Raw genomic sequence first — 16,335 nt, forward strand, 5'->3', positions numbered from 1 at the left:
CGTGTCTGCTCGACGCAATGTCGCATCGACAGGTTAAGAGACCTGTTCGGCCCAGACCATCAAGCTTAGGGGTGCGGAATGCACGGCGCAAATGATTTTTGCGTTGCAGCGAAATTCGTCGCCGACGGCCCGGGCACGGCGGCGCCATCCGCGCCGGCCCTTCCCTCGCCGCGGGCGGGGTGCTAAGCGCCGGACCAGCGCCCCCGGCCGACAGGACCTCGCCATGATCGAACGGATCCTTGAGAATTTCATCTTCGCGAGCCGCTGGCTGCTGGCGCCCTTCTACGTCATGCTCGTCGCGGCGCTCGCGGTGCTGCTGGTCAAGGCGGGGCAGGAGACATGGCATTTCGTCGGCCATGCGCTGACGGTGAGCGAATCGGACACGATCCTCGGCGTTCTGGCGCTGGTGGACCTGACGCTGACCGGCTCGCTGATCATCATCGTGATCTTCTCCGGCTACGAGAATTTCGTCTCGAAGATCGAGGTCGAGGATACGAGGGACTGGCCCGACTGGATGGGCAAGATCGATTTTACCGGGCTCAAGCTGAAGCTGATGTCGTCGATCGTCGCAATCTCGGCGATCCAAGTGCTGAAGGCCTTCATGAACCTGAAGAATATCCCCGACCGCGACCTGATCTGGCTGGTCGGGATCCATGTCGTCTTCGTGCTCTCCGGCCTCGCGCTCGCGATCACGGACAAATATTCCGAGAGCGGCAAGCACTGAGCGCGGGCTCAGGCCGCGCGCGATGTCACGGGGCTCGTCAGGATCGCGTAAAGCGCAGCGGGGTCATCGGTCTGCCGCAGCTTCTCGGCAATGGTCGGGGCGCGGAAGAGCCGCGCGATCCGGGCCAGCGCCTGAAGATGGTCGGCGCCGGCCTCCTCGGGCGCGAGCAGCACGAAGACAAGATCGACCGGCTCGCCGTCGAGCGCCTCGAAATCGACCGGCCGCGCAAGGCGCGCGAACAGGCCGACCAGCCTGTCCAGCCCCGCGACCCGGCCGTGCGGGATCGCGATCCCCTGGCCGATTCCGGTCGTGCCGAGCCGCTCGCGCTGGAGGAGGGTCTCGAAGATCGCGCGCTCCGCGATGCCGCAGACCGGCTCCAGGCGCGCCGCGAGCTCCTGGAGCACCTGCTTCTTGCCATTGCCCTTGATGCCGGCGAAAACCGATCCGGGCGCGAGGAAAGACGTGAGCGTCATGGCGTCCTCTAAGCAGAAACCGTGCCGGAATACCAGCACCGGCGCGCGCGATCAGCCGATATCCACCCAGCCGTAATGCCCGTCGCCCCGGCGATAGAGCACGTTGATGCGCTGGGTGCCGGCATTGCGGAACACCAGGACCGGGGCGTCGCTCTTCTCGAAGGCGGCAACCGCAGTGGTGGTCGAATGCGTCGGCGCCGAATCGACCGGCTCGGCGACGATGGCCGCGCCGGCACCGGTCACCTCGATCACGTCATCCTCGAGATGATCCTCCATCTCCGAGATGGCGGGCAAGGCCGTGCCGTTCACCCGGTCGGCGCCGTGGCGGTCGCGCTTGCGCTTGAAGCGCCGCAACTGCTTGGCGATCCGCTCGATGGCGATCCCGAGGCTCTGATAGGCGTCCGGCGCCTCCCCGGTCACGTGCATCACGGGGCCATGGTCGAAATGCACCGCGCATTCGGTCTTGAACCCGAACCCGTCGCGCGCCACCGTGACATGCCCGGAATAGCCCGCGTCCACATATTTCCGGATGGCTTCGTTGAGACGGGTCTCGGCCTGACCACGCAGGACATCGCCCAGATCCATGTTCTTGCCGGAAACTCGGATGGCCATAACGTTACACCTTTGCCTGGAACCGGCGGCGCTGGGCCGCGCGGGAAAGAGAGTGTGCCGGACGGGCCGGCGGCGGTGATCGCTGGCGGGAATGCGCTGTGCCGGTGGTTCTCCTTTCCAGATTCGCCCGATGGATCGAGGCTACGACCGGCCTCGGGCGCGGTCAACGACGAGCCTCGCTGCCCTGCAACAGGTGTCCGGAGCGGGCTCAGCTGGCCTGGGCGCGCGGCAGCGCCGCGAGCTTCTCGCGACGGCGGATCGCGGATGAGGCGATCCCCAGCCCCTCGCGGTATTTCGCCACCGTGCGGCGGGCGATCTCGATGCCCATCGCGCGCAGCCTTTCGACGATCGCGTCGTCGGAGAGAACCGCGCCTGGCTCCTCGGCCTCGATGAGCTGGCGGATGCGGAAGCGCACCGCCTCGGAGGAGACGGAGGCCCCGCCATCGGCGGATGCGATGGCGGTGGTGAAGAAATACTTCATCTCGAACACGCCGCGCGGTGTCGCCATGAACTTGTTGGCAGTGACGCGGCTGATGGTCGATTCGTGCAGCGAGACCTGGTCGGCGACGGTCTTGAGGTTGAGCGGGCGCAGATGCGCGACGCCATGCGCGAAGAATCCGTCCTGCTGCCGCACGATCTCGGTCGCGACCTTGAGAATGGTCCGCGCCCGCTGTTCGAGGCTGCGCACGATCCAGTTGGCGTTGGTCCAGGCCTCGTCGATGAAGGCGCGAACCTCCTTGTCCTGCCCGCCCTCACGGCCCTTGCCGGCGATCCGCGCGTAGAAAGTCTTGTTCGCCACCACGCGCGGCAGGGCCTCCGCGTTGAGTTCGACCTGCCAGCCGCCATCCGCCGCCGGGCGCACGAAAACATCCGGCGTCACCGGCTCGATCGGCTCCGTGCCGAAGACAAGGCCCGGCTTCGGATCGAGCCGGCGGATCTCGGCGATCATGTCCGCCAGATCCTCCTCGTCCACCCCGCAGACCTTGCGCAATGCCGCGAAATCACGCCGCGCAAGCAGATCGAGATGGCCGACCAGCGCCGCCATGGCCGGGTCGAGCCGGTCGCGCTCGCGCAGCTGGAGACGCAGGCACTCGGCGAGATCGCGGGCGCCGATCCCGGTCGGCTCGAAGCCGTGGACGATCGAAAGCGCCAATTCGCAGCGCGCCAGCGGAACCCCGAGTCGCTCGGCCAGCCCGTCGAGCGGCTCCGTCAGATATCCGGTCTGGTCGATGCGGTCGATGATCTGGCCGGCAATCATGCGGGTGAGGTCGTCGGTATCGGTACAGCCGAGCTGGTTCTCGAGATGGGCGTGCAGGGTCGTGCCGGCCGAGACATAGGCCTCGATATTGGGATTGTCGTCGTCGAGCGACATCCCCCGCCCCGAGCCGCCGGCCAGGTTCCAGAACGGCGAATCGGCCGAGGGCACGGTCTGGTCCGGCACCGCCTCGTCGGGAAAGGCGTTCTCGAAATCGGTGCCGGTCTCGCGTTCGAGCGTGCCGCGGTCGGCCGGCAGCTCCTCGCGCGCCCAATCGCCGGGCTCCGCGGTTGCGGGGATATCCGGACCCGCCTCGGCCGGCGCGATCGGCGCATCGTCGGCGCGGTTGTCGCGCTCCAGCAGCGGGTTCCGCTCCAGTTCGGCCTCGACATAGGATTGCAGTTCGACGGTCGACAATTGCAGCAGCTTGATCGCCTGCAGAAGCTGCGGCGTCATCACCAGAGCCTGGCTCTGGCGCATCATCAGCTTCGGCCCGATCGACATCCGCCCCTGATTTCCCTTTCGAAATCCGCGCCCCGAGCCACCTTTCGCGAATCAGGCGACGGCGGCGCCCGGTTCGGCACGTTTATTGCAGACCTTTGCTTGCGCTTTCGTGAAGCGCAAGCCGAAACTTGCCTGCGCCGAAACTTGCCGCAGCGGGCAGGGCGGCCCGGTGCAGTCATTCAGAGCCGGAAATCCTCGCCGAGATAAAGCCGGCGCACCTCCGGCGAGGCGATGATCTCCTCGGGCGAGCCTTCCATCAGCACCTGGCCGGAATGGATGATATAGGCGCGGTCGATCAGGCTCAGCGTCTCGCGGACATTGTGGTCCGTGATCAGCACCCCGATGCCACGCGCCTTGAGATGCAGCACCAGATCCTGAATGTCGCCGACCGCGATCGGATCGATGCCGGCAAAGGGCTCATCGAGCAGCATGAAGCTCGGCCGGCCGGCCAGCGCGCGGGCGATCTCGCAGCGCCGCCGCTCGCCACCCGAGAGCGCGATGGCGGGGGCGTGGCGGAGGCGGGCGATCGAGAATTCGTCGAGCAGGGAATCAAGCTCCGCCTCGCGCCGGCGCCGGTCCGGCTCGACGACCTCCAGAACCGCACGGATATTCTGCTCCACCGTCAGCCCGCGAAAGATCGACGCCTCCTGCGGCAGATAGCCGATCCCCAGCCGCGCGCGGCGATACATCGGCAGGCCGGTGATGTCGAACCCGTCGAGCGCGATGCGGCCCTGATCGGCGGGAACGAGGCCGGTGATCATGTAGAACACCGTCGTCTTGCCGGCGCCGTTCGGCCCGAGCAGGCCCACCGCCTCGCCGCGCCGGACATTGAGGCTCACATCGGCGACCACCTTGCGCCGGCCATAGGTCTTCCCGAGCGATTCCGCGGCGAGCACATCCTCGGCGGGCGGTTTGGCGGCGCGCGGCACCGGTGCGGATGCCGGAGCAGCCGGCCCCGGCGCCCGGCCCGTCATCCGCTCCTTCCACCTGCCCAGCACGCCCAACTCCCATGATTCCGGCCATGCGCAGGATTTCCCGCGCCGGATCGCCGCTTTATCCCAGTTTTTCGGAAAGGTCACTTGCCCGCGCGGCGGGGTTCCGCGCGCAGGATCACTTGCGCTGCGGGCATTCGCCGGGGGTCTTCTTCTTGTCGTCGCTGCCCTGCACGAAAATGCCCTGGACGCGGCCCTTGGCGCCGGCATCGACGGTCGCCCGGCCGGTCTTGACGTCATAGACGACGCGCTCGCCACGCTGGACATTGTCGCAATCGGCGATCACCGCCTGCCCGGTCAGCGTCACCGTGTCCGTTTCCGCGTCATATACCATGAAATTCGAGGTCGCGGATTGCGTGCCCGAGACGATCGAGACCGGCCCCTGGCATTCGATGCGGCGGATCGAGCTTTGCCCGGCCGCCGGTGCCGCAGCCGGCGTCGCGGCGGGGGCCGCGCTTCCGGCAGCCTGGCGGCTCTGGACATAGAACACGGTCATCACCGAACAGCGGACGGTCGTCTGGCCCTGGACCGCGACGACATCGCCGGAGAAGACGCCGCGATTCTCCTTGTCGAACACCTCCAGCTTGTTCGCATCGACCTTGATCGGCTCCTTGGAATTCGACCCGAACCCGGCGAAGGGCGTGCCCGACGCCTTGCCCTTGGCTGCCGGCGCCGGCGTCGGCGGCCGGGGCGCAGCAGCGCCCTGCGCCCAGCCGCAGGCCGGCACGGCAAGAATGCCTGCTGCAAGCAGAACGGCGCGCGCCATCGGCCTGATCATGATCCGAACCCTCATTGCGGCGCCGCATCACCGCCAGGCGGCGCGGCATTGACGAAATTGCTGCGAACGCGCCCCTCGAACACCAGCCGCCGGCCATTGTCGAGCACCTGGAGACGATCAGAATTGACCTGGCCCTGCGTCATCCGCACTTCCACCGGATTGTCGGTGAGGATGGTGCCGGATTTGAAGTCGATCCGCGCATCGGCGAGCCGGGCATCGACGCCGGTCTCGGTCTTGACGCCGACACCGCCCTCGACCGCAAGGCGCTCGTCCTTGCTGTCGTAGAGGCCGCGCAGGCCCGTCAGATCGGCCCAGCCATCATTCCCCGTCTGCATGCGCGCCGTCAGCCGGTTGAGATCGACGACATTCGGCGTCTTCAGATCCTGCACCGCCGTCGCCGCGACAAGCTCATAGGAACGGCCATCGCGCTTGAACCCCGAGAGCTTCGGCTTGTCCATCACGATCTTGCTGCCCTGGATCGAGACATCGGCGATCTCGGCGTCGAGGCCGCCCAGGAACCCGACGAAGCTCTTGCCGAGCAATGCGACCAGAACCAGCGCCGTTCCGAGCGGGATCGCCCGCTTGAGGAAGCGGACGCGCCGCGAATGCCGGGCGGCGGCGATGAAGGCCGGGTTGCCGCGCAGATGCGGCGGCAGCGTCGCTTCGATCGCATGCCGCGCGCCGGGGCGCGCCGGGGCGCGCGGATGCGGGGCCTGCATTGCCCGCTCCGGCCCTGCCCCGATCTCGAGATCGCTCCGCGCCATGCTTCCTTCCGCCGAATGACGCCCATCCAAGCGCCCGCCAGGATGGCGAAGTTATGGCGCAGGCCGGGCCGTCGCGCCAGAGCGGCGCCCATTGCCTCAGCTATGGGCGAAGATATCGACCTCCGGCCAGCCCCCGAGATCGAGCATGGCGCGCGCCGGGAGGAATTCGAAACAGGCCCGCGCGAGCTCCGTCCGCCCTTCGCGCGCGAGCAATGTGTCGAACCGTTCCTTGAGCGCATGGAGATGGAGCACGTCCGAAGCGGCGTAGGCAAGCTGGGCCTCGCTCAGCGTTTCGGCGCCCCAATCCGAGGATTGCTGCTGCTTGGAGAGATCGACCCCGAGCAGTTCGCGGGTGATGTCCTTCAGCCCGTGGCGATCGGTATAGGTGCGGGTCAGCCGCGAGGCGATCTTGGTGCAATAGACCGGCGCCGGCATGACGCCGAAGGCGTGCCGCAGCACCGCGAGATCGAAGCGCGCGAAATGGAACAGCTTGAGGATCGCGGGGTCGGCGAGCATCGCGGCGAGATTCGGCGCCGCACGCTGGCCCGGCGCGATCTGGATCACGTCTGCCGTCCCGTCGCCGGTCGAGAGCTGCACGACGCAGAGCCGGTCGCGATGCGGCACGAGGCCGAGCGTTTCGGTGTCGATGGCGACGATGGCGCCGGCGGGGATCCGGTTCGGCAGATCGCCGCGATGGAGGCGGATGGTCATGGATTCAGGTCCGGTTGGGCTCAAAGTCCGCGACGATGCGGATTGGCGTCGTCCTTAGTGGAATTCGCGGCGGAAGCCAATTTGTCCCGGCGCATCCGGCGGTTCGCGTCTCACGGGGCGGCGCCGACCATTGCCTCCGCCTCGGCGAGGACGCGCGCGATCAGCAGGTCGGCCGGTTCGAGCCCGACGCGCCCGTCGCGCAAGGCCTCCCAGTCGATCGACGCATCACCCGCCGCCGCAAGCGCGTCGAGAAGATGCGGCGCCGCGCCGGAGACAACCGCCGCCACCGCCTCCCGGACCCGCGCCGCCGCATCCGCGCGCGGCATGGCCGCCGCGAGCGCGAAGCTCGCCGCCTCGGCGAGGACAAGCCCGCGCGTCGCGTCGAGATTGGCGCGCATCCGCGCCGTGTCGACGCGCAAATCGCCGAAGGCTTCCCCGGCCTGGCGCAGCGCCGCGCCGGTCGCCTGGATCAGGGGCGGAAGGGCGAGCCATTCCAGCGTCCAGGCGGCGCCGTCGCGCTCGGTCGGGTGGATCGCCGCCTGATGCAGCGCGCCGACCTGATGCGCCGCGAACCGCGCCAACGCCACCAGAACCTCCGCGACGACCGGATTCTGCTTCTGCGGCAGGGTGGAGGAACCGCCGGCCCCATCAAAAGTGATCTCGGCGACCTCGCTCTGTGCAAGCTGCATGAGATCGGCGCCGATCATGCCGAGGCTCGCGGTGATCATCGCGAGCAGCCCGCCGAATTCCTCGATCCGGTCGCGCGCCTTGTGCCAGGGCACGGCACGGCCGAGGCCGAGTTCATCGGCGAGTGCATCCATCAGCGCGATGGCCTGCGGACCGAAGGCTGCCAGCGTGCCGGCCGCGCCGCCGAGCTGGACAACGAGCAGCCGCGGCCGGATCTCGCCGAGCCGCGCGCGATGACGCAGCAGCGGCTGGAGCCAATTGGCGACGCGCAGGCCGAACAATGTCGGCGCCGCGGCCTGCGTGCGGGTGCGGGCGAGGCAGAGCGTGGCGCGATGCGTATCGGCCAGCCCGGCGAGCCGGCGGATCAACGCATCGAGCCGCGCCTCGACGGCGTCGAGCACCAGCGACAGGCGCAGCACCAGGGCGAGATCGGAAATATCCTGCGAGGTGGCGCCCCAATGCAGCCAGGGGCGGAGTTCGGGCGGAAGCTGCCCGCGCAGGGCAGCGACGAGCTGCGGCACCGCCACCCCGTCCCGCGTCAGGCCGGCCCGCAGCGCGGCAGGATCGATCACGACCGTCTCCAGCGCGGCGGCGAGCGCCTCGCCAGCCGCACCGGGAATGATGCCGAGCCGCGCTTGGGCACGGGCCAGGGCCTTCTCGGCGCGGATCATCGCGGCAATCTCGGCAGCATCCGAGAGGAGGGCCGCGAATTCCGCGTCCCCGAGGAGCCCGCCATAGAGCGAAGTGTCGAGCGCCAACGCCGCCATGCCATTTCCCCGGCCATGCCTGCCCGACACGGGCCGGCCGGGCCTACATGTCGAAGAACACCGTCTCGCGATCGCCCTGAAGGCGGATCACATGGCGATATTGGCCGTCGCCGAGCCGCTCGGCAATCAGGGTCTTGCGGCGCTCGACCTGCTCGATCCGGTTCAGCGCGGGGTCTTCGGCCTGCGCCGCCGCATCCTCCGGAAAATAGACGCGCGTGTGCAGATGGATGTTGATGCCGCGCGCGAAGATCGTCAGCGTCAGGTGTGGCGCCTGCATCCGGCCCGCCCGCCAGGGCAGCGTCCCCGGCCGCACGGTGTGGAAGAAGAACCGGCCATCCTTGAAATCGGCGACCGCGCGCCCCCAGAGTCCGTGCTCGCCGACACGGCCCTGCGCATCGGCCTGCCAGAGCTCGATCATCGCATCCTTCACCGGCGCGCCGGATCCATCGAGGACAAGCCCCTCGATCACGATCCGCGGGCCGGGCGCATCGATCGAATCGAGCCGCTCGTTCTGGCGCATCGCGATACCACAGGCCACCGGCACGGTGCCGATATGGACATAGGGGCCGGCGGTCTGCGACGGCGTTTCCTTGCGGTATTCGACCGGCATCACATGCCCTCCGTCAGGTTCTCGAAGAAGGTCTGCTGGCGGCCGCGCAGCACGATGTCGAGCCGGTAGGCCAGGCAATCGAAGGGCCGCATCTCGCCCATGTCGAGACGGGCGACAAGGCTGTCGATCGCCCGCTTGTCGGGGATCGTGTTGACGATCGGGCAGAGCGGGATCAACGGATCGCCCTCGAAATAGAGCTGGCTGACGAGCCGCTGCGCGAATGCCTCGCCGAAGATCGAGAAATGGATATGCGCCGGCCGCCAATCGGAGCCGTTGTTCGGCCAGGGATAGGCGCCGGGCTTGATGGTGCGGAAGAAATACCGCCCCTCGGCATCGGTGATGACCCGGCCGCACCCGCCGAAATTCGGGTCGAGCGGCGCCATGTAGCCATCCTTCACATGGCGATAGCGGCCGCCGGCATTGGCCTGCCAGACCTCGATCAGCGTCTCCGGCACCGGCCGGCCGTATTCGTCGGTGACCCGGCCATGCACGATGATCCGCTCGCCGATCGCCTCGCCCCCCGAGCCGGTCGCGCGGGCGTAGTTGATCGTGAGATCGTTGTCGAACTCGTGCAGCATCGAGCGCGCGAACCGGGGGCCCGTCTTTTCCGCAGGCCCTTGTTCGAGCGAGATCAGTGCGCAGTTCGGCGAGCGCAGCACGCTGGTCTTGTAGCCCGGCGTGTAGGCCGGCGGGTGCCAGGCGCGGTCACGCCGGACGAAATCGCCCTGCCACGCTGTTCTGCCCGGCTGATTTTCGCCCGGTTGAATCTTGGCGTTCATGCTCGCATGTCCTCCCGGATGGATTTTATTGCCTTTTTGCCCGCAGGATGCCGGCGCTTTTGCACATTCACCTTGCGCAGGATCAACTCTCCCGCGCCGCCGCCATCTCGGCATAGGTTGCCTTGGCGATCCTGAACGCGGCGTTCGCCGCGGGAACGCCGGCATAGACCGCCACATGCATCAGCGCCTCGCGAACATCCTCCATGCTCGCCCCGGTCCTAGCGGTGGCGCGGACATGCATCGCCACCTCCTCGTGATGACCGAGCGCGGCGAGCAGCGCGATGGTGACGATCGAGCGCTCGCGCTTGGTCAGCCCGTCGCCGGACCAGAGCGTGCCCCAGGCGCCCTCGGTGATGAAGCGCTGGAAACCCGCATCGAACGCGGTCTTACCCGCCTCGGCGCGATCGACATGCGCGTCACCGAGCACGGAACGGCGCGTGCGCATGCCCTGTTCGAAGCGTTGATCCATGATTCGTCTCCGGTGTGGTTATATTGAATAACGATTTTGCCGTTTTGCCAAGATGTCCTGCGCGATCCCGCACATGACCGCCCGGCCGGACTGCGCCGGCCGGTGCGATTGGGCTCGCATTCCGGAACCACCCGCTTATGCTCGGCCCGGCAGGCGCACAAGATGCGCCGGGCCGCGCATGACCCTTCGCATCGCTGACATCTTTTCCGCCTAGAAAGCCTCATGCCCTCCGATTCCTCTCTCGCCTCCGCCTGGTCCGCCCTGCGCGAGACCCATGCCGCCCTTGCCGGGACGCGCATCGCCGATCTTTTCCGCGCCGATCCCGCGCGGTTCGACCGCTTCTCCTTCGCCTTCGAGGACCTGCTGCTCGACCTTTCGAAATGCCGGATCGACGCCGCGGCGCTCGCCCGGCTGATCGCACTGGCCGAGGCGGCGGGTGTGCCGGAACGGCGCGCGGCGATGTTCGCCGGCGAGCCCGTGAACAGCACCGAGAACCGCGCGGCGCTCCATGTCGCGCTGCGCGCCGGAGCCGATGCCGGGTTCCATGCCGCGGGCCGGGCCGTGATGCCCGATGTGCTCGCCGTGCGTGCGGCCTGCCTCGCCTTCGCGGAAGAGATCCGCTCCGGTGCCGTCGCCGGCACTGGCGGACCGTTCACGGATATCGTCAATCTTGGCATCGGCGGCTCCGATCTCGGACCGGCGATGGTGACGGAGGCGCTCTGGCCCGCTGCGGACGGTCCGCGGGCGCATTTCGTCTCGAATGTCGACGGCGCGCATCTCGCGCAGGTACTGCGGGAACTCGATCCGGCGACGACGCTGATCATCGTCGCTTCGAAGACCTTCACCACGATCGAGACGATGACCAATGCCCGCGCGGCGCGGGGCTGGCTGGTCGCGGCGCTCGGCGAGGCCGCGGTGGGACGGCATTTCGCCGCCGTCTCGACGGCGCTCGACAAGGTTGCGGCATTCGGCATCCCGGCGGAGCGGACCTTCGGCTTCTGGGATTGGGTCGGCGGGCGCTATTCGGTCTGGTCCGCGATCGGGCTGCCGGTGATGATCCGCATCGGCGCGGCGCGGTTCGAGCAGTTCCTCGCCGGCGCGGCGGCGATGGATGCGCATTTCCGCGCCGCGCCACTCGGACAGAACCTGCCGGTGCTGCTCGCGCTGGCCGGCATCTGGCATCGCGTCGTCTGCGGCCATCCCGCCCGCGCGATCATCCCCTATGATCAGCGGCTCGCGCGCTTTCCCGCCTATCTGCAGCAGCTCGACATGGAATCAAACGGCAAATCCGTCCGGCTCGACGGCACGCCCGTGACGATGCCGACCGGGCCGCTCGTCTGGGGCGAGCCGGGCACCAACGGTCAGCACGCCTTCTTCCAGCTGCTGCACCAGGGCACCGACATCATTCCCGTCGAGTTCATCCTGGCCGCGGAGGGGGTGGAGGGGCCGCATCTTGCGGCGCATCATCCGATTCTGGTCGCGAATTGCCTCGCGCAGAGCCAGGCGCTGATGCTGGGGCGCACGCTGGAGGAGGCCGGCGGCAATCCGCACCGCGTCTTCCTCGGCGACCGCCCCTCGATCACGATCCTGCATCGCCGGCTCGATCCGCGCACGCTCGGCCGGCTGATCGCGCTCTACGAGCACCGGGTTTTCGTCGAGGCGGCGATCTTCGGCATCAACCCGTTCGACCAATGGGGCGTCGAACTCGGCAAGGAACTGGCGCTGAAACTCGCCGGGCCGGTGGCGACCGGCGAGGGGCTTGACGCGCTGGACGGCTCTACCGCCGGGCTGGTGCGGGCCTTGCGCAGGCCCCCGGCATAGCAAGCCCCGCCCCGGAGCGCGCAGCAAAAGAAAAGCCCCCGCTGCCGGGGGCTCCTCCTTGCGTCTCGGAATGCGGATACGCTGATCGTTGAAGCGCGTCACTCCTCCGCTTCGGCGCGCTGCGCCTCGCGTTCGGCCTTCTGCTTGGCCTCGAGATCCTCGCCGGTCTCCTGATCGACGACCTTCATCGAGAGCTTGGTCTTGCCGCGCTCGTCGAAGCCCAGGAACTTGACCTTCACCTTGTCGCCTTCCTTCACCACGTCCTTGACCTGCGCGACCTTGCGCGGGGCAAGCTGGCTGATATGGACGAGGCCGTCGCGGGCACCGAAAAAATTCACGAAGGCGCCGAACTCGACGCATTTCACCACCGTGCCCTCGTAGATCTGGCCGATCTCGGGATCCGAAGCGATCGACTTGATCCAGTTGAGCGCGGCCTTGATCTTGTCGCCGTCGGACGAGGCCACCTTGATCGTGCCGTCATCCTGGATATCGATCTTGGTGCCGGTCTTCTCGGTGATCTCACGGATCACCTTGCCGCCGGACCCGATGACCTCGCGGATCTTGTCCGGGTTGATCTTGATGGTCTCGATGCGCGGGGCGTATTGCCCGAGCTGGCCGCGCGGCTGGGTGAGCGCCTCGGCCATCCTGCCGAGGATGTGCAGGCGGCCATCCTTCGCCTGATGCAGCGCGACGCGCATGATCTCCTCGGTGATGCCGGCGATCTTGATGTCCATCTGCAGCGAGGTGACGCCGTTCTCGGTGCCGGCGACCTTGAAATCCATGTCGCCGAGGTGGTCCTCGTCGCCGAGAATATCCGAGAGCACGGCGTAGCGCTCGCCCTCGAGGATGAGGCCCATCGCGATGCCCGCGACCGGCGCCTTCAGCGGCACGCCGGCATCCATCAGCGCGAGCGAGGTGCCGCACACCGTCGCCATCGAGGAGGAGCCGTTCGATTCGGTGATCTCGGACACCACGCGGATCGTGTAGGGGAATTCGTGGTGCGCGGGGAGCATCGGGTGGATCGCGCGCCAGGCGAGCTTGCCATGGCCGATCTCGCGGCGGCCGGGCGAGCCCATGCGGCCGGTTTCGCCCACGGAATAGGGCGGGAAGTTGTAATGGAGCATGAAGCGCTCCTTGCGGGTGCCCTCCAGCTCGTCCACGAACTGCTCGTCATCGCCGGTGCCGAGCGTCGCCACCGCAAGCGCCTGGGTCTCGCCGCGGGTGAACAGCGCCGAACCATGGGTGCGCGGCAGCAGCCCCACTTCCGCGACGATCTTGCGGACATCGGTCAGCCCGCGCCCGTCGATGCGGCTCTTGGTGTCGAGGATGTTCCAGCGCACGATCTTGGCCTGGACCTCCTTGAACACGGTCTTGAGCTGCTCCTTGTCGAATTTCGCCTCGCCGCCCTCCGGCGCCAGCGCCGCGAAGACCTTGGCCTTGGCCGCGTCGACCGCCGCGTAGCGCGCCTGCTTCTCGATGATCTGGTAGGCGGAGCGGAGATCCTTCTCGACGAGGTCGAGCACCGCCTTCTCCACCGCCGAGAGATCGGCCGGCTCGAAATCGCGCGGTTCCTTCGCCGCCTTCTCGGCAAGCGCGATGATCGCGTCGATCACCGGCTGGAAGCCCTTGTGACCATGCATCACCGCGCCGAGCATCACGTCCTCGGCCAGTTCCTTCGCCTCGGACTCGACCATCAGCACCGCTTCGCCCGTGCCGGCGACGACGAGATCAAGCGCCGAATCCTTCATCTGGTCGAGCGTCGGGTTGAGAACGTATTCGCCGTTGATATAGCCGACGCGCGCCGCTCCGACCGGCCCCATGAACGGCACGCCCGAGAGCGTGAGCGCGGCGGAAGCCGCGACCATGGCAACGATGTCGGGATCGTTCTCGAGATCATGCGAGAGCACCGTCACGATCACCTGCGTGTCGTTGCGGTAGCCTTCGACGAAAAGCGGGCGGATCGGGCGGTCGATCAGGCGGGAAACGAGGGTCTCGCGCTCCGAAGGGCGCCCCTCGCGCTTGAAATAGCCGCCCGGAATGCGGCCGGCGGCGAAAGCCTTCTCCTGGTAGTTCACCGTCAGCGGGAAGAAATCCACGCCCGGTTTCGGCTCCTTGGCCGAGACGACGGTGGCGAGCACCGTGGTTTCGCCATAGGTCGCGAACACCGCGCCGTCCGCCTGGCGGGCGATGCGGCCGGTTTCGAGGGTCAGCGCGCGGCCGGCCCATTGAATGGTCTTCTTCTGGATATCGAACATGTCCTGTCCTGTTCAGGCGGGAACCGGCCCCTGCCGGCCTCGCGTTGCGGCCGGGAACCGGCCTTCGGGTTCGGCCGCGCCGGAGGACCGGCCCGGCGGATCCGGGCCGGCGGCGTGCCGGGTCTCATTCGCGGAGAACCGCCCGAACCCATGGGCAAGACGGCGGGACGCTGCATTCTGGATCCAGCGTCCGGCGATCCTGCCATGGCATTCGCCGGCTCTCCCGGACCGGCGCCCCCTGGCGCCCGGTCCGCGGGGGGAGGCGCGCCGTGGCGCGGCTCCCGTCATGTTCCGGCCCGCTGAACCGGGCCGGGCGCCGCATTCAGCGGCGGATGCCGAGACGCTCGATCAGCGCCCGGTAGCGCGCTTCGTCCTTGCGCTTGACGTAATCCAGCAGCGAGCGGCGCTGCGAGACCAGCTTCAGAAGGCCGCGCCGGGAATGGTTGTCCTTCTTGTGCGTCTTGAAATGCTCGGTGAGATTGGCAATCCGTTCGGAAAGCACCGCCACCTGCACCTCGGGCGAACCGGTATCGCCGCTCTTGGTCGCGTATTCGGAAATCAGCGCGCTCTTGCGCTCGGCCGTGATCGACATCGGAAACCTCCAGTCTTCGGGGGGGAAAGCGGCCCGGCCGGGATGTCGTCCAGCAGGGTCAGGACAAAGAGCGGCGGCGTGCCGGCCGCTCCGTGACGCGGCTCATTAGCAGAAACCGCGGAAATTGCCAGCGCAAAACCGCTAGCCGAGGTTGAAGACCCGGTGCGGGCGCAACTCGCCCTTCTCGGCCTCGCCGATCGCCACGAGTTCGGACCCGCAATGCACCGCGACCTGCCCGAGCGCGACCGGCGCGTCGCGGCCGCGCAGGATGACGCTCTGCCCGCGCCGGAGACGCGCCGCCTCGTGGCGGGACACGTTGAGCGCCGGCAATTCCGCGAGCCCGCGCTCGACCGGCGCGAGAAGGTCCTCCAGATGCGCCTCCCTCTCCGCCGGATCCGCGATTTCCGCGGTGAGATCGGCTGCGGCGATGAAATCCGCCTCCAGGAACGGCCCGACGCGCGTGCGGCGCAGCGCCGTCACATGGCCAAAGCAGCCGAGTGCGCGCCCGAGATCGCGGGCGATGGCGCGGACATAGGTGCCCTTGCCGCATTCGGCCTCGAGCACGCTGGTCGCCCCGTCATGGGCGATCACGTCCAGCCGGTCGATCAGCACCTCGCGCGCCTCGAGTTCCACGGCCTCGCCCTCGCGCGCGATGTCGTAGGCGCGCTCGCCGTCGACCTTGATCGCCGAGAATTGCGGAGGCACCTGCAGGATGGCGCCGGTGAAGCGCGGCAGCAGCGCCTGGACATCGGCGCGCGAGGGCCGCGCATCCGAGGTCTTCGTGACCGGCCCCTCGGTGTCGTCGGTCGTCGTCTCGGCACCCCAGGTCACGGTGAAGCGATAGGCCTTGCGGCCATCCATCACATGCGGGACGGTCTTGGTCGCCTCGCCGAGCGCAATCGGCAGGCAGCCCGAGGCGAGCGGATCGAGCGTGCCGGCATGGCCGGCCTTCTTGGCGCGGAAGACCCGCTTCACGACCGCGACGGCATGGGTCGAGGTCATCCCCACAGGCTTGTCGAGGATCAGCCAGCCATGCACGTCGCGCTTCTTCGGGCGCGGAGGAAGATCGGGGCGGAGTGCCTTTTCGGGGCCGGGTTCGGTCATGAATCGTCTTCTTCGTGGGTCTTGTCGGCATCCCTGCCGGCGGTGTCGCGGCGGACGCGATCCGAATCCAGCAGGCGCTCGATCCGCTGGGCCTCGTCGTAGCGGTCATCGACGCGGAAACGCAGCTCGGGCGAATATTTCAGCGCGCGCAGCCGGCGCGAAACCTCGTGACGAAGATCGCGGGCATTGCGGTTGAGCACGGCAACCGCCTCCGCCTCGCCCTTGCCGCCGAGCGGCATGACCAGCACGGTGCCGTGGCGCAGATCCGGCGACATGCGGACCTCAAGCACCGAGATCAGCATGCCGGCGAGTTCCGGATCCTGCACATCGCCGCGCGCCAGCAATTCGGCGAGCGCGTGCCGCACCTGCTCGCCGACGCGAAGCTGGCGCTGGGAGGGGCCGGGGCCTGAAACGGGACGAACCATGACAACCCTTCGA

General features: G+C 68.1%; 17 protein-coding genes. 2 read left to right on the forward strand and 15 right to left on the reverse strand.

Going from position 1 to position 16,335, the window contains the following annotated elements:
• Positions 1-223: 223 nt before the first annotated feature.
• Positions 224-724, forward strand: a complete 501-nt coding sequence (locus FWJ24_RS00320; protein WP_150285795.1) for a TIGR00645 family protein — start codon at positions 224-226, stop codon at positions 722-724.
• Positions 725-732: 8 nt separating this feature from the next.
• Here FWJ24_RS00320 and ptsN read toward each other — a convergent pair whose 3' ends face one another.
• The 11 genes from ptsN to pcaC all read right to left on the reverse strand — a co-directional run bounded on the left by ptsN (position 733) and on the right by pcaC (position 10,125).
• Entirely contained in the window at positions 733-1,197 is a 465-nt protein-coding gene (gene ptsN, locus FWJ24_RS00325; RefSeq protein ID WP_150285796.1) for a PTS IIA-like nitrogen regulatory protein PtsN, read from the reverse strand.
• Between the two features lie 51 nt (positions 1,198-1,248).
• Positions 1,249-1,809 carry a ribosome hibernation-promoting factor, HPF/YfiA family gene (hpf, locus tag FWJ24_RS00330; protein WP_150285797.1) on the reverse strand — a complete coding sequence of 187 codons (561 nt, stop codon included), beginning with the start codon at positions 1,807-1,809 and terminating at the stop codon, positions 1,249-1,251.
• A gap of 208 nt (positions 1,810-2,017) precedes the next feature.
• Positions 2,018-3,568: an RNA polymerase factor sigma-54 gene (gene rpoN / locus FWJ24_RS00335; protein WP_150285798.1), complete on the reverse strand. Its 1,551-nt coding sequence runs from the start codon at positions 3,566-3,568 to the stop codon at positions 2,018-2,020.
• A gap of 179 nt (positions 3,569-3,747) precedes the next feature.
• On the reverse strand, positions 3,748-4,542 hold the full coding sequence (gene lptB, locus FWJ24_RS00340) for an LPS export ABC transporter ATP-binding protein (protein ID WP_150286598.1): 795 nt from the start codon (positions 4,540-4,542) through the stop codon (positions 3,748-3,750).
• 136 nt (positions 4,543-4,678) lie between these two features.
• Positions 4,679-5,326 (reverse strand): LptA/OstA family protein, encoded by a 648-nt coding sequence (locus tag FWJ24_RS00345; RefSeq protein ID WP_206110761.1) that lies wholly within the window; start codon positions 5,324-5,326, stop codon positions 4,679-4,681.
• A gap of 23 nt (positions 5,327-5,349) precedes the next feature.
• On the reverse strand, positions 5,350-6,102 hold the full coding sequence (lptC, locus tag FWJ24_RS00350) for an LPS export ABC transporter periplasmic protein LptC (RefSeq protein WP_150285800.1): 753 nt from the start codon (positions 6,100-6,102) through the stop codon (positions 5,350-5,352).
• Between the two features lie 96 nt (positions 6,103-6,198).
• Positions 6,199-6,813, reverse strand: coding sequence for a ribonuclease D (locus FWJ24_RS00355; protein WP_150285801.1), 615 nt, complete (start codon positions 6,811-6,813; stop codon positions 6,199-6,201).
• A gap of 110 nt (positions 6,814-6,923) precedes the next feature.
• On the reverse strand, positions 6,924-8,267 hold the full coding sequence (locus FWJ24_RS00360) for a lyase family protein (RefSeq protein WP_150285802.1): 1,344 nt from the start codon (positions 8,265-8,267) through the stop codon (positions 6,924-6,926).
• Between the two features lie 43 nt (positions 8,268-8,310).
• On the reverse strand, positions 8,311-8,877 hold the full coding sequence (gene pcaG / locus FWJ24_RS00365) for a protocatechuate 3,4-dioxygenase subunit alpha (protein ID WP_150285803.1): 567 nt from the start codon (positions 8,875-8,877) through the stop codon (positions 8,311-8,313).
• Positions 8,877-9,656, reverse strand: coding sequence for a protocatechuate 3,4-dioxygenase subunit beta (gene pcaH, locus FWJ24_RS00370; protein ID WP_150285804.1), 780 nt, complete (start codon positions 9,654-9,656; stop codon positions 8,877-8,879). Before pcaH ends, pcaG begins: the two co-directional genes overlap by 1 nt.
• Before the next feature lie 82 nt (positions 9,657-9,738).
• Positions 9,739-10,125 (reverse strand): 4-carboxymuconolactone decarboxylase, encoded by a 387-nt coding sequence (gene pcaC, locus FWJ24_RS00375; protein ID WP_150285805.1) that lies wholly within the window; start codon positions 10,123-10,125, stop codon positions 9,739-9,741.
• 222 nt (positions 10,126-10,347) lie between these two features.
• On the opposite strand from pcaC, the gene pgi reads away from it, so the two are divergent.
• Positions 10,348-11,946 carry a glucose-6-phosphate isomerase gene (pgi, locus tag FWJ24_RS00380; RefSeq protein ID WP_150285806.1) on the forward strand — a complete coding sequence of 533 codons (1,599 nt, stop codon included), beginning with the start codon at positions 10,348-10,350 and terminating at the stop codon, positions 11,944-11,946.
• A gap of 98 nt (positions 11,947-12,044) precedes the next feature.
• On the opposite strand, the gene pnp is transcribed toward pgi, so the two are convergent.
• From pnp to rbfA, 4 genes are all read right to left on the reverse strand, one after another.
• Positions 12,045-14,201 carry a polyribonucleotide nucleotidyltransferase gene (pnp, locus tag FWJ24_RS00385; RefSeq protein WP_150285807.1) on the reverse strand — a complete coding sequence of 719 codons (2,157 nt, stop codon included), beginning with the start codon at positions 14,199-14,201 and terminating at the stop codon, positions 12,045-12,047.
• Positions 14,202-14,523: 322 nt separating this feature from the next.
• Positions 14,524-14,793 (reverse strand): 30S ribosomal protein S15, encoded by a 270-nt coding sequence (gene rpsO, locus FWJ24_RS00390; protein ID WP_150285808.1) that lies wholly within the window; start codon positions 14,791-14,793, stop codon positions 14,524-14,526.
• 141 nt (positions 14,794-14,934) lie between these two features.
• Positions 14,935-15,897, reverse strand: coding sequence for a tRNA pseudouridine(55) synthase TruB (gene truB / locus FWJ24_RS00395; RefSeq protein WP_150285809.1), 963 nt, complete (start codon positions 15,895-15,897; stop codon positions 14,935-14,937).
• Complete coding sequence (gene rbfA / locus FWJ24_RS00400) at positions 15,894-16,322, reverse strand: 30S ribosome-binding factor RbfA (protein WP_150285810.1); 429 nt, start codon at positions 16,320-16,322, stop codon at positions 15,894-15,896. Before rbfA ends, truB begins: the two co-directional genes overlap by 4 nt.
• Positions 16,323-16,335: the final 13 nt, after the last annotated feature.

The organism is Rhabdaerophilum calidifontis (assembly GCF_008641065.1).
Classification (GTDB): Bacteria; Pseudomonadota; Alphaproteobacteria; order Rhizobiales; family Beijerinckiaceae; genus Rhabdaerophilum; species Rhabdaerophilum calidifontis.

Excerpts from the sequence above, each read along its gene's own strand:
- rpsO (WP_150285808.1), bottom strand. The coding sequence starts at position 14,793 with ATGTCGATCACGGCCGAGCGCAAGAGCGCGCTGATTTCCGAATACGCG.
- pcaC (WP_150285805.1), bottom strand. The coding sequence starts at position 10,125 with ATGGATCAACGCTTCGAACAGGGCATGCGCACGCGCCGTTCCGTGCTC.
- FWJ24_RS00360 (WP_150285802.1), bottom strand. The coding sequence starts at position 8,267 with ATGGCGGCGTTGGCGCTCGACACTTCGCTCTATGGCGGGCTCCTCGGG.
- pcaG (WP_150285803.1), bottom strand. The coding sequence starts at position 8,877 with ATGCCGGTCGAATACCGCAAGGAAACGCCGTCGCAGACCGCCGGCCCC.
- pgi (WP_150285806.1), top strand. The coding sequence starts at position 10,348 with ATGCCCTCCGATTCCTCTCTCGCCTCCGCCTGGTCCGCCCTGCGCGAG.
- lptC (WP_150285800.1), bottom strand. The coding sequence starts at position 6,102 with ATGGCGCGGAGCGATCTCGAGATCGGGGCAGGGCCGGAGCGGGCAATG.
- rpoN (WP_150285798.1), bottom strand. The coding sequence starts at position 3,568 with ATGTCGATCGGGCCGAAGCTGATGATGCGCCAGAGCCAGGCTCTGGTG.
- hpf (WP_150285797.1), bottom strand. The coding sequence starts at position 1,809 with ATGGCCATCCGAGTTTCCGGCAAGAACATGGATCTGGGCGATGTCCTG.
- truB (WP_150285809.1), bottom strand. The coding sequence starts at position 15,897 with ATGACCGAACCCGGCCCCGAAAAGGCACTCCGCCCCGATCTTCCTCCG.
- FWJ24_RS00355 (WP_150285801.1), bottom strand. The coding sequence starts at position 6,813 with ATGACCATCCGCCTCCATCGCGGCGATCTGCCGAACCGGATCCCCGCC.
- pcaH (WP_150285804.1), bottom strand. The coding sequence starts at position 9,656 with ATGAACGCCAAGATTCAACCGGGCGAAAATCAGCCGGGCAGAACAGCG.
- FWJ24_RS00345 (WP_206110761.1), bottom strand. The coding sequence starts at position 5,326 with ATGGCGCGCGCCGTTCTGCTTGCAGCAGGCATTCTTGCCGTGCCGGCC.
- FWJ24_RS00320 (WP_150285795.1), top strand. The coding sequence starts at position 224 with ATGATCGAACGGATCCTTGAGAATTTCATCTTCGCGAGCCGCTGGCTG.
- ptsN (WP_150285796.1), bottom strand. The coding sequence starts at position 1,197 with ATGACGCTCACGTCTTTCCTCGCGCCCGGATCGGTTTTCGCCGGCATC.
- lptB (WP_150286598.1), bottom strand. The coding sequence starts at position 4,542 with ATGACGGGCCGGGCGCCGGGGCCGGCTGCTCCGGCATCCGCACCGGTG.
- pnp (WP_150285807.1), bottom strand. The coding sequence starts at position 14,201 with ATGTTCGATATCCAGAAGAAGACCATTCAATGGGCCGGCCGCGCGCTG.
- rbfA (WP_150285810.1), bottom strand. The coding sequence starts at position 16,322 with ATGGTTCGTCCCGTTTCAGGCCCCGGCCCCTCCCAGCGCCAGCTTCGC.